This is a genomic window from Streptomyces sp. SJL17-4, from assembly GCF_036826855.1.
In the GTDB taxonomy this organism is placed as follows: domain Bacteria; phylum Actinomycetota; class Actinomycetes; order Streptomycetales; family Streptomycetaceae; genus Streptomyces.
Genome location: NZ_CP104578.1, coordinates 2,818,475 through 2,830,003 on the forward strand (window position 1 = coordinate 2,818,475; position 11,529 = coordinate 2,830,003).

General features: G+C 70.4%; 12 protein-coding genes. 2 read left to right on the forward strand and 10 right to left on the reverse strand.

Annotation, left to right across the window (positions count from 1 at the left end; genetic code table 11):
- Positions 1-37: 37 nt before the first annotated feature.
- The gene (locus tag N5875_RS12110; RefSeq protein WP_318207840.1) at positions 38-670 is read left to right on the forward strand and encodes a TetR/AcrR family transcriptional regulator; all 633 of its coding nucleotides are present in this window, start codon (positions 38-40) and stop codon (positions 668-670) included.
- Between the two features lie 67 nt (positions 671-737).
- On the opposite strand, the gene N5875_RS12115 is transcribed toward N5875_RS12110, so the two are convergent.
- The 3 genes from N5875_RS12115 to N5875_RS12125 form a co-directional block, all read right to left on the reverse strand.
- Positions 738-2,438, reverse strand: coding sequence for a methylmalonyl-CoA mutase family protein (locus tag N5875_RS12115; protein WP_318207841.1), 1,701 nt, complete (start codon positions 2,436-2,438; stop codon positions 738-740).
- Positions 2,439-2,509: 71 nt separating this feature from the next.
- A complete protein-coding gene (locus N5875_RS12120) occupies positions 2,510-2,842 on the reverse strand; it encodes a DUF3817 domain-containing protein (protein WP_030321174.1) in 333 nt (110 codons plus the stop codon).
- Positions 2,843-2,907: 65 nt separating this feature from the next.
- On the reverse strand, positions 2,908-3,417 hold the full coding sequence (locus N5875_RS12125; RefSeq protein WP_055601174.1) for a MarR family transcriptional regulator: 510 nt from the start codon (positions 3,415-3,417) through the stop codon (positions 2,908-2,910).
- A 202-nt stretch (positions 3,418-3,619) separates the two neighbouring features.
- Between N5875_RS12125 and N5875_RS12130 the strand changes: the two genes are divergently transcribed.
- On the forward strand, positions 3,620-4,630 hold the full coding sequence (locus N5875_RS12130) for a glycoside hydrolase family 6 protein (protein WP_338493544.1): 1,011 nt from the start codon (positions 3,620-3,622) through the stop codon (positions 4,628-4,630).
- Between the two features lie 19 nt (positions 4,631-4,649).
- Here N5875_RS12130 and N5875_RS12135 read toward each other — a convergent pair whose 3' ends face one another.
- The 7 genes from N5875_RS12135 to N5875_RS12165 all read right to left on the reverse strand — a co-directional run bounded on the left by N5875_RS12135 (position 4,650) and on the right by N5875_RS12165 (position 11,494).
- Positions 4,650-6,614, reverse strand: coding sequence for a kelch motif-containing protein (locus N5875_RS12135; protein ID WP_318207843.1), 1,965 nt, complete (start codon positions 6,612-6,614; stop codon positions 4,650-4,652).
- A 3-nt stretch (positions 6,615-6,617) separates the two neighbouring features.
- Positions 6,618-8,441 carry a cellulose synthase catalytic subunit gene (locus N5875_RS12140; RefSeq protein ID WP_338493546.1) on the reverse strand — a complete coding sequence of 608 codons (1,824 nt, stop codon included), beginning with the start codon at positions 8,439-8,441 and terminating at the stop codon, positions 6,618-6,620.
- A 90-nt stretch (positions 8,442-8,531) separates the two neighbouring features.
- A complete protein-coding gene (locus tag N5875_RS12145; RefSeq protein ID WP_318207845.1) occupies positions 8,532-9,239 on the reverse strand; it encodes a TetR/AcrR family transcriptional regulator in 708 nt (235 codons plus the stop codon).
- Positions 9,236-9,919, reverse strand: coding sequence for a DUF4166 domain-containing protein (locus N5875_RS12150; RefSeq protein ID WP_318207846.1), 684 nt, complete (start codon positions 9,917-9,919; stop codon positions 9,236-9,238). Before N5875_RS12150 ends, N5875_RS12145 begins: the two co-directional genes overlap by 4 nt.
- Positions 9,916-10,677 (reverse strand): hypothetical protein, encoded by a 762-nt coding sequence (locus tag N5875_RS12155; protein WP_318207847.1) that lies wholly within the window; start codon positions 10,675-10,677, stop codon positions 9,916-9,918. Before N5875_RS12155 ends, N5875_RS12150 begins: the two co-directional genes overlap by 4 nt.
- A 170-nt stretch (positions 10,678-10,847) precedes the next feature.
- Positions 10,848-11,144, reverse strand: coding sequence for an MTH1187 family thiamine-binding protein (locus N5875_RS12160; RefSeq protein ID WP_073912490.1), 297 nt, complete (start codon positions 11,142-11,144; stop codon positions 10,848-10,850).
- Positions 11,141-11,494 (reverse strand): DUF3817 domain-containing protein, encoded by a 354-nt coding sequence (locus tag N5875_RS12165; RefSeq protein ID WP_318207849.1) that lies wholly within the window; start codon positions 11,492-11,494, stop codon positions 11,141-11,143. Before N5875_RS12165 ends, N5875_RS12160 begins: the two co-directional genes overlap by 4 nt.
- Positions 11,495-11,529 lie beyond the last annotated feature (35 nt).

An 11,529-nucleotide genomic window follows, 5' to 3' on the forward strand; every position in this document is an offset into this window, starting at 1 on the left:
CTGGCGCCGTACCTACCGGCGGGTATGGTCGACGTTCATGTGTAGCCGCACCAACCGCAGCAGCCGTACCGGGCGCCCCCGCTCCACCGAGGCCGACACGGCCATCCTGGAGGCGACCCGCGCGGCCCTGGTCGAGCTGGGCTGGTCCAAGCTCACGATGGGTGACGTCGCCGGCCGGGCCGGGGTCGCGAAGACGACCCTGTACCGCCGCTGGGCCAACAAGAGCGAGCTCGTGGTGGACGCCGTCGCCGTTCTCTTCGATGAACTCGAACTGCCCGACCTTGGTTCCCTTCAGGCCGACATCGAGCATGTCGTGCTCCAGTTCGCCGCCCTCCTCGAACGCCCCGAGACCAAGACGGCCCTGATGGCGGTGGTGGCCGAGTCGACCCGTGACGAACCGCTGCGCGAGCGCATACGGGCGTCGATCGTCGACCGGCAGAAGCGGCTCGTCCTGGAGGGCCGGATACGGGCGCAGCGGCGCGGTGAGCTCCCGGCGGACCGGGACCCGGTCGCGGTGGACGCCACCGACGACCTGATCTTCGACGTCATCGCGGGCGCGGTCGTGCACCGCGCGCTGGTGAGCGCGGAGCCGGTCGACGAGCCGTGGGTGGCGCGGCTCTCGGCGCTCCTGGTGGGCGGCCTGGGAGCGGCGGCGGCCGCGCGCGGCTGAGAACCTCGAAAAGAGAGAGGGGCGGTACGGGAGTTCCCGTACCGCCCCTGACACGTCAGTGGGACCGTCAGAAGCCCGGGGGCTCCGTGTAGACGCCCCACTCGTCGCGCAGCGCGTCGCAGATCTCGCCGAGGGTGGCCTCGGCGCGGACGGCGTCCAGCATCGGGGCGATCATGTTCGAGCCGTCCCGGGCTGCGGCCAGCATGGCGTCGATCGAGGCGCGGACCTTGGCGTCGTCGCGGCGCTCCTTGCGCTCGCCGAGGACCCGGACCTGCTCCCACTCGACCTCGTGGCTGACGCGGAGGATCTCCAGGTCGCCGGTGACGGAGCCGTGGTGGACGTTGACGCCGACGACCCGCTTGTCGCCCTTCTCCAGGGACCGCTGGTACTGGAAGGCGGACTCGGCGATCTCGCCGGTGAACCAGCCGTCCTCGATGCCGCGCAGGATGCCGGAGGTGATCGGCCCGATGGGGTGCTGCCCGTCCGGGTGGGCGCGGCGGCCGCGCTCCTTGATCTGGTCGAAGATCTTCTCGGCGTCGGCCTCGATGCGGTCGGTGAGCTGCTCGACGTACCAGGAGCCGCCGAGCGGGTCGGCGACGTTGGCGACGCCGGTCTCCTCCATCAGCACCTGCTGGGTGCGGAGCGCGATCTCGGCGGCCTGCTCGCTGGGGAGCGCGAGGGTCTCGTCGAGGGCGTTGGTGTGGAGGGAGTTGGTGCCGCCGAGGACGGCGGAGAGGGCCTCCACGGCGGTCCGTACGACGTTGTTGTACGGCTGCTGGGCGGTGAGGGAGACACCGGCGGTCTGGGTGTGGAAGCGGAGCCACTGGGCCTTGTCGGTCTTGGCGCCGTAGACCTCCTTCATCCAGCGGGCCCAGATGCGGCGGGCGGCGCGGAACTTGGCGATCTCCTCGAAGAAGTCGAGGTGGGCGTCGAAGAAGAAGGACAGACCGGGGGCGAAGACGTCCACGTCGAGGCCGCGGCTGAGGCCGAGCTCGACGTAGCCGAAGCCGTCGGCGAGGGTGTACGCGAGCTCCTGCGCGGCCGTCGCCCCGGCCTCGCGGATGTGGTAGCCGGAGACGGAGAGCGGCTTGTACGCGGGGATGCCCTGCGCGCAGTGCTCCATCAGGTCGCCGATGAGACGCAGATGGGGCTCTGGCTCGAAGAGCCACTCCTTCTGCGCGATGTACTCCTTGAAGATGTCGGTCTGGAGCGTGCCGTTGAGCACGGCCGGGTCGACGCCCTGACGCTCGGCGGCGACCAGGTACATGCAGAAGACGGGCACGGCGGGGCCGGAGATCGTCATCGAGGTGGTGACGTCGCCGAGCGGGATGTCCTTGAAGAGGACCTCCATGTCGGCGGCGGAGTCGATGGCGACACCGCAGTGGCCGACCTCGCCGAGGGCGCGGGGGTCGTCGGAGTCGCGGCCCATGAGGGTGGGCATGTCGAAGGCGACGGAGAGGCCGCCGCCGCCGGCGGCCAGGATCATCTTGTAGCGCTCGTTGGTCTGCTCGGCGTTGCCGAAGCCGGCGAACTGGCGGATGGTCCAGGTCCGGCCGCGGTAGCCGGTCGCGTGGAGTCCCCGGGTGTAGGGGTACTCGCCGGGCCAGCCGATGCGCTCGAACCCCTCGTAGGTGTCGCCGGGCCGGGGCCCGTAGACCGGCTCGACGGCGTCGCCGGAGAGCGTGGTGAAGTCGGCGTCGCGCTTGCGGGCCTTGTCGTAACGGGCCTGCCAGCGACGGCGGCCTTCCTCGATCGCGTCAGCGTCCATGCTTCGAATTTACTAGGACGTCCTAGTAAATGTCGATGGGAAACCCCCGCACATCAGTGCGGGGGTCCGTGTCAGGCCTTGACCGGCTCCGGCCGCGCGCCGCCGATCAGCGGCAGCGTCTCGGCGACGACCTTGCGCTCGACGAAGAACGCGGCGAAGGGGATCGTGCCCGAGACCAGGACCCAGAGCAGCTTCCCGAACGGCCAGCGGGCCTTGGAGCCCAGGTCGAAGGCGAAGACGAGGTAGATGATGTAGAGGACACCGTGGGCCTGGGAGACCGCGAAGGTCACGTCCTCGCCCATGTCGAACCCGTACTTGAAGACCATGCAGGTGCACAGCACGAGCAGCATGACGGCGGTGATGTACGCCATGACGCGGTAACGGGTCAGCACGCTGGATTTCATGCCGTCGAGCGTAACGGCACGTTCCGGGCGATCTTCGCGCGGGTCGGCCCTCGCGGTACGAGGGCCTACTTCTCCTCGAAGTCGTCCGCCGCGACCCGCAGCGGGCGCAGCATCGCGAAGATCTCGGCGCACTCCTCCGCGTCGTACGCGCCGAGCCCGAAGTCCATCTCCATCAGGTCGCGGGTGGCCGCCTCGACCACCTCGCGGCCCTTCTCCGTGATGGAGGCGAGCGTTCCGCGGCCGTCGTTGGGGTTGGGCCGCTTGTCGACGAGACCGGACTTCACGAGCCGGTCCACCGTGTTCGTCACGGACGTGGGGTGGACCATCAGCCGCTCGCCGATCTTGGACATCGGCAGCTCGCCCGCCTTCGAGAAGGTGAGCAGCACCAGGGCCTCGTACCGCGCGAAGGTCAGCCCGTACGGCTTCACGACGGCGTCGACCTCCGCGAGCAGGATCTGGTGGGCGCGCATGATCGAGGTGATCGCGGCCATCGAGGGGACCGGGCCCCAGCGCTTCTGCCAGAGTTCGTCGGCGCGGGCGATGGGGTCGAAGGGGAGACTGAGCGGCTTCGGCACGCGTCGACCTTACCGACTGGTCATATGCCGGTCAGCCCCGTCTCGCCTTTCGGTCGCCGGCCACCGGATGCCGTGTGGGCGGACCCCGCCGGGATCGCGGTGTCGCAGCCCGGAACCGGCTGACCGACATGTCACGATGGCCCGAATTGTTCCGTCATTCGTACGAAGCGCCGTGCTCGCCGTACCCGACCCTGGGGGCCGGATGTCCCGCCGCACCGTCACCGCCCTGGTCCTCGTCTCCGCGCTGCTCCTGACCGGGTGCGGCGAGGACGAGCCCCCGAAGGGCCCCGTCGGTCCGCCCTCCACGCGCGGCGAGGCCGCGGCCCCCGCGAGCGGCTCGCCGTTCTGGGTCGACCCGGAGAGCGACGCGGCCAAGCAGGTGCGCCAGTACGAGGCGCAGGGCAGGACCGAGGACGCGAAGATCCTGAAGCGGATCGCGGACCGCCCGGTCGCGGACTGGCCGGCCGGGGACGATCCCGTGCCGGAGATCACCCGCGCGGTGCGGGGCGCGGCGGCGGAGAACCGTACGGCCGTGTTCGTCGCGTACAACATCCCGCACCGCGACTGCGGTATGTACTCGGCGGGCGGCTCGCACGACGCCCAGGCCTACCGGACCTGGATCGACTCCTTCGCCACCGCGCTCGGGGAGTCCTCCGCGATCGTCGTCCTGGAGCCGGACGCGGTGCCGCACATCGTGGACGGCTGTACCCCGGCCCAGTACCACGACGAGCGGTACCAGCTGCTCGCCGAGGCCATCGAGCGGCTGAAGCGGCAGCCCCGCACCCGGGTCTATCTGGACGCGGGCAACCCGGCCTGGATCGACGATCCGGGCAAGCTGGTGGAGCCGCTGCGCCGGGCGGGTGTCGCCCGAGCGGACGGCTTCTCCCTGAACGTCTCCAACTTCCAGACGAACGACACGGTGAAGGGCTTCGGCGCCACCCTGTCGGGGCTGCTCGGCGGCGCCCACTTCACCGTGGACACCAGCCGCAACGGCGCCGGCCCCCTCCCGGGCGACCGGGCGGAGGCCTGGTGCAATCCGCCGGGCCGGTCCCTCGGCGTACCGCCGACGGACCGGACCGGGGACGACCTGGTGGACGCCTATCTGTGGATCAAGCGCCCCGGCGACTCGGACGGCCAGTGCCGGGGCGGCCCGGCCGCCGGGACGTGGTGGCCGGACTACGCCCTGGGCCTGGCGCGCCGGGCGAAGTCCTGACACCTGCCCTTCGAGGGGGTCAGTCGCCCACCTGGATCCACTTCGCCTCGGACGGGATGCCGTTCGCGTCGGTGACGAAGAGCATGTACCAGCCGGGCGGTACGAGGGTCCGGTCCTCCGGTACGTCGACGGTGACCGTCGTCCCGTTCTGGCTCTTCGTCAGGCCGAGCTCCACCGAGCGCTGTTCGACGTCGGTGGTGTGGGTGACGGCGCTGGGCCGCATGAGCCGGGCCTTGACGATCCGGCCGGCGTCCTTGGTCTTGAAGGTGGCGCGGCCGTTCTGGTCGAGTTCCTGCGGGCCCTCCCCCAGGACGGGCCGGTCGGCGCCGGCCTTGTGGAGGTAGGGCGGGGTGAAGACCTCGATGCGCTGCTCGAAGGTGCCGAGCCTGGTGTTGTCCTTGTCGTCGAAGAGCGGGTCGGAGCCGAAGGTGGCGACCCGGCCGTCGGGCAGCAGCAGCGCCTCGGAGTGGTAGTTGCGGCCGACGTTGGGCTCGGCGGCCTCGGCGAAGGCATTGGCCCCGGGGTTGTAGAACTGTGCCTTGCGGATGTCGGTGCCGCCGCGGCCCCGGTAGTCCTCGGAGCCGCCGGTGGTGAAGACGGTGTCGTCGGGCAGCAGGACGCTGCTGAGATAGCGGGTGCCCTGCGGGAGCGCCGGCCCGTCGGTGAAGACGGGGCTGTCCTTGGAGACGTCGATGATCGAGGTGCGGGCGGTCGACTTGGACGACTCGCCGACCCCGCCGCCACCGAGGACCATGACCTTCTGGTTCTGGGCGGGGGGCAGGATCAGGGAGGCGGAGGTCTCCAGCTGGTCGGGGTCGGTGAGCCCGCCGAGCTTGGTGAAGGTGTTCTTCTTCAGGTCCCACAGGCCCGGCTCGCGGCCCTTCTCGGCGGGGCCGTATCCGGCGTTGGAGCCGGTGTAGAGGAGCTTGCCGCCCTTGGTGAGGAAGAGGGAGGGGTAGGTGGGGAAGTAGCGGAAGGGGCCCTTGGACCACTTCTTGGTCGTGGGGTCGTAGATCTCGTTGTCGCCGGGGACGACGTCGCCGACGTCGTTGAGGCCGGAGACGGCGAGGACCTTGCCGTCGTCGAGGGTGACGAGGGTGGGGTACCAGCGGGCGTCCTTCATGGGGGCGACCGGGATGTACTTCTCGGCCTTCGGGTCGAACTCGTAGGCGCCCTTGATGCCCTGGAAGTCCTGCTTCTCGGTGGTCAGCTTCTGCGCGAGGCCGTAGACGTTGTCGGCGGCGTCGCCCTTGAGGCCGACGACCTCGTACTGCGCGGCCTCGGTGGTGAGGGCCTGCGGGCCCTCCTTGCGGGCCTCGACGAAGACCCGGGCCTCGGCGGCGGTGACCTTGGTCTGCCACGGCTTCATCTGGCCGCTCTTGAAGTACGAGATCTCGAACTCGCGCTTGGCCTTGGGGACGGTGACGTCGAACTTGGAGACGTACTCGACCCCGGAGGGCGAGCGGAAGACGGTGCCCTTCTTGAGGGTGATCGCCTTGTCGGGGCTCTCGTTCTTGACCCGCATGCCGCCGCCGGCCCTCTTGACCTCGCCGTTGAGGATCTCGTACCGCGCGGTGCCGCCGGCGACGAGCAGCCGGCCGTCGGGGAGCTGGGTGTGGCCGGAGCAGAAGAAGTCCACGGGGGTCGGGATCTTCTTGAAGGTGTTCTTGACGGGGTCCCAGAGGATCGTCTCGAAGGTCCCCGCGTCGAAGTTCTTCTGGTTGTTGCCGGAGCCGGCGATCAGCAGCACCTTGCCGGTGTGCAGCAGGGCCGCGTGGATGGCGTTGATCCGGTACTGCTCCGGGACGCCGACCTCGGCCCAGGAGCCGAACTGCCTCTTGTAGCCGGGCTGGGCGATCTTGTACGCGTGGTACTTCTCCTCGGCGAAGGAGACGGCGGCGGGGGCGTTGAGCGCCGCGAGGACCAGCACCGCTCCGCTGCCGAACAGGGTCTTCTTGAACTTCTTGGACGGCCGGTAGGCCATGGCTCAGTTCCCTCCGGTCGTCGTGGGGGCGGGGCTGACGGGGGCGGTCGGGTGCGGGGGGCCGGCCGCCGTGACGACCTCGACCCCTTCGCGGGCGTCGGCCAGACCGCGGGCACGGGCGCGGGCTCGGGCGTGCGCGCGGGCGCGGAGCGCGCGCCGCTCCCTGAGGGTGGTGTAGGCCCAGAGGGTGATCGGGGCGAGGGCGATGACCAGGGCGAGGGACGCCCAGGTGCGCATGGCCGCGTGGGTGTGCCCGAAGTGGACGGAGGCGGCGAGCGAGGCGATGAGGACCGCGGCCCAGTAGAGGTGGATACGGAAGGTCAGGATCCGGTCGGGGCTGGCCGCACCGCCCTTGGGCGTGACGACGAAGCGGCCGCGGGTGCGGAGGATCGCCGAGCCGAGGGACGTGAGGTAGATGGGGGCGGAGAGCGCGGACATCGCCATGCCGGCGAGGCCGCCGGAGCCCTCGGGTTCGTGGGGTGAGACGTTGTGCCGCCGGTTCCAGAGGTAGAGGCCGATCTGGAGGGCGACGGCGTCGCTGTAGATCATCAGCCACACCGAGGTGGCGACCTGGGTGCCGGAGGCGCCGAGCCACAGGTAGAGGACGCCGCTGAGGATGCCGAGGAGCCAGTTGACCGCCGTCATCGGGTAGTAGACGAGCATCAGGGTGTAGTTGAGGAAGCGGCCCGGCGGGGTGCGGAAGGGCGCCTTCCAGTACTGCTTGACGATCGTCTCGTACGTGCCCCGGGACCAGCGGAGCTGCTGGGTGAAGAAGTCCGTCCAGGAGGCCGGGCCCTCGCCGACCGCGAGGACGTCGGGGGTGTAGACGGAGCGCCAGTAGTGGCCGGTGCGCGGGTTCTTCCTGCGGTGCAGTTCGAAGCCGGTGGCCATGTCCTCGGTGATGGAGTCGTACAGGCCGCCGATCTGCTTGAGCGCGGAGATCCGGACGACGTTGTTCGTACCGACGAACATGGGGGCGTGGTAGCGGTTCCCGGCGCGCTGGATGAGGGCGTGGAAGAGGAACTGCTGGGACTCGGCGGCCTTGGTGACGATGTTGGTGTAGTTGCCGTACACCTGCGGTCCGACGACGAAGGCGATGTCGGGGTCGCGGAAGTAGCCGAGCATCCGCTCCAGGAAGTTGGGGAGCGGGACGTGGTCGGTGTCGACGGAGGCGAAGTAGTCGTACGCGTCGCCGTGCATGGCGAGCCAGGCGTTGTAATTGCCGTGCTTGGTCTTCGCCTTGTGGACGCCCTTCTTGCGGTTCCACTCGGGGACGCCGGCCCGGGTGAAGTGACGTACGCCCAGCTCGGCGCAGAGTGCCTTGGCCTCGGGCGAATCGCCCTCGTCGAGGAGCCAGACGTCGAGGAGACCGTCGTGCCGCAGCCGGATGGCGCCCTCCAGGGTGGCGCGGACCATGGTGAGCGGTTCCTTGCCCGGGACGTACGTGGTGAGGAAGGCGACCCGGGTGCCCTTCTCGGCGTACACGGGTATCGGGTCACGGGCGACCATGGTGGCGTGGGCGATCGACGTGACGTTCACCAGCATGAAGAAGCAGATGAGGCCGATCGACACGAGCATCACGGTGTCGAGGTGGACGAGCCAGCGTTCCCCGCCCTCGCGGACGGTCCAGTGACTGGGCCAGACGAGGTAGGCGAGGAGCAGCGCCGAGAGGATCGGCGCGAGGCTCATCAGGAGGACGGCTCGTATTCGGTGCGGCTCCTTCGAGAGCAGACTTCGGTACTGCACCTGGTAGGCCGCCGGATCCGGGTCCGTGAGCGGACCGGCGAGTCGGCTGTAGGTGTCGTAGTCGTAGCCTCCCGGCCGCACGGTGCCTCCAGCTGTCGTCGAACGTGTCGATACCCCAACAAAACGGGCAAACGATCGGCGTGTCGACTGGAGTAGTCCGAGTGGGTTGGTCTAACGGATACGGCTGCTCTGCCGCCGGAGCGTGTAGGTGACGGCCTTTCGGGCGACCGGGTTCAGCTCCTCCACGGCCGCCATCAGGGCGCCCAGCTGCTCCAGGGCCGCGAAGGCCGCCTCGGCACCCGCCGGGTCGACGCCCTCGTACAGTTCGAGGCCGACGAAGGAGGCGCCGACCGCGCGGGCGAGCCCGGCGGGGTCGGTGAACTCGGCGAGCGGGGTCCCCGCGAGCACCCGGACGAGCACCTGCTCGATCTCGGCGATCCACAGGTCGAGCCCGGCGGCCGTGGCGGGAACGAGCCGGGGGTGCGCCTGCGCGCCGGCGAGCAGCTGCCCGAGGAAGGCGACATGACCGGCCGCCCGCTCCTCCTCGTGCAGCTCGCGCCCGAAGGCGAGCAGCTCGGTGAGGCTCGTGACCGAGCGCAGCCGCTCTCGGTGACGGGCGACCCGCTGCTCGGCGCCGTACCGGCAGGCCGCGGCGAGCAGCTCGTCGACGGAACCGAAGTGGTAGAAGACGAGGGCCTGGTTCACGCCCGCGGTGGCCGCGATGGCGCGGGCGGAGGCCTTGGTGATGCCCTGCTCGACGAGGGTCCGCAGGGCGCCCGCGAGCAGCTTCTCCCGGGTCTCCAGGCTGCGCGCGTCCTGCGCCCGGGCGCCCGCGGCCCCCGGCTCCCCCGCCCTCCGGTCCTTCAGTTCCCCGCTCATGCCCGTACCTCCTCGCGCACCGGGCGCAGCCCCGCGCGCACCCCCCGGGAGCGTACGTCCGCGTACTCGGCGGTGAACGACCCCTCGTACCCGAACAGCGGACCGAAGTACCGGTTGTCCACCCGGACGTTGATGCGGAAGCGGCCGGTGCGCTCGTCGAAGGACTCGCGCACCTCGGCCCGGCCGCCGATCAGTTCCGGGACGCGCACGTCCAACGGTCCCTCGCGGAACCGGTGTTCGCCGGAGCGGATGAGGAGCGAGCCGTCCGGCTCGGCGGACATGTGCAGATCGCTGGCGAGGTGCTGATGGGTGCCGAGGTAGTCGAGGACGCAGTCGCGCTCGGGGCTGTGGACCATGGTGGCGTCGAACCGCCGGGGCCCGCCGGGCAGGGCGAAGGTGCGGACGAAGGTGACGGTCTCGCGCCCGTACGCGTCCACGTACGGCACGTTCTCGATGGTGAAGGGCACGTCGCGGCCGGTGCGGGGCAGCAGGATGTTCCGCAGCCCGCCGACCGCGAGGAACGGCTTCACGAAGGCCCGGCCGTGCCAGATCCGGTCCATGACACCTCGCCCGACGCACAGCTCCCCGCTCGCGAGCCCGACGGAGAAGCGCCGCTGGAGCTCGGGGTGCAGCCGCTGGAAGGCCGCGTCCCCCATGGCCGTACGGAAGATCGAGGTCATGACTGCTCCAGGACGGGCGCCGGCGGAGCGGGCTCCGAGGCCGGCTCCAGGGTCGCGAGGAGTCGCGGCTCCCGCGTGCGGGCGGGTGGCGTCCGCAGACAGCGCCGGGCCGCGGGCGTACGCGGAGAGGGCGGTACGAGCATGGCGAGGGCGAGTCCGAGGACGGTGAGCGGCACGGCGCCGAGCGCGACGAGCCCGAGCGGCAGCGAGGCGACCGTCAGGGGCACGGCCACGAGGAGGACCCGGGCGGCGAGTTCGAGGAGCCAGTGGGCGAGGGCACGCTCGGGGGTGATGCCCCGCTCGCACCAGAGCCGCAGCCGGTCGAAGGACCAGGCGGTGGCCCAGCCCATCAGGGGCCGGAGGACGAGCCGGTCGGCGAGCCGGCCGAAGCGGCCCCAGCGGGGCCGGTAGTCGTAGCCGGTGAGGAAGCGGATGCCGTCCGGGGTGGGGATGTAGCGCCAGTAGCCGCTGCCCTCGGCGAGGAGCGAGAGCGGGTGCGGCGAGGAGAACCGGAGCGCTGAGACCCGGTCGCCGCCGGCCCGGTGGCGCTCCCCCGCGGAGACACCGGTGCCGGCGACGACCAGAAAGGGCAGGACGCGTGTCGCGTACCGGAAGTGCTGGGGTTCGCCCTCGGCGCGCGGAAGGTACGCGATCTCCGTGAACCGCAGGTCCCACCGCTGATGGCGGTCGGGTTCCTGCGTGTACTCCCAGAGCGTCTCCAGGTCCGCGCGGACCTGTGTCTCGATATAGAGGCTCATGGGGTGTTCTCCCAGCTCGTACGGCATTTTGAGCGACTGCTCAAAACTGCCTGCGGCTGAAAGGTAGCCGATTTTGAGCAGTCGCTCAAGACTGGCCTGCGGCAAGAAGAAGCCCCCGGTCCTGTGCTCAGGACCGGGGGCTTCTCGCGTACGGAGGAAGGCGGGGGGCCTCAGCCCTCCAGGTACCGCTCCACCGTGGCGACCTTGCTGTGCAGACCGTCCGTGACACCGGGACGGATGTCGACCTTCATGACCACCGAGACCCGCGGCGCCCGCGCCTCGACGGCGGCGACGGCGCGCTTCACGACGTCCATGACCTGGTCCCAGTCCTCGCCCTCGACGGACGTGAACATCGCGTCGGTGCGGTTCGGGAGCCCGGACTCGCGGACGACCCGGACGGCGTCGGCGACGTACTCGCCGACCTCCTCCCCCACGCCCAGCGGGGTCACCGAGAACGCGACGATCATGCCTTCACCGCGTCATCGGAGGCGGCGGCGCGGGCGCGGGAGGCGATGACCGCGTCCTGGGCCTCACGCTTCAGCTTCCGCTCCGCGTAGAAGCCGCCCAGCGGCAGCACCGAGAGGACGAAGTAGAGCGCGGCGGTCCCGAAGCTCCACTTGGTGCGGTTCCAGGCGTCCAGCCAGAACAGGACGTAGAGGATGAACAGCACGCCGTGGATCGCGCCCATGACCGGCACCGCGTTGAAGTCCGTCGTCCGCTTGAGCACCGAGCAGACGAGCAGGAGCAGGAACGAGACGGCCTCCGGCGCGGAGACGAGCCGAAGCCGGTGGAGGGAGGAAGCGGTCTTGATGTCCACGGAGGGGGTCACCTTCGTTCGATCTTGTGAACGGA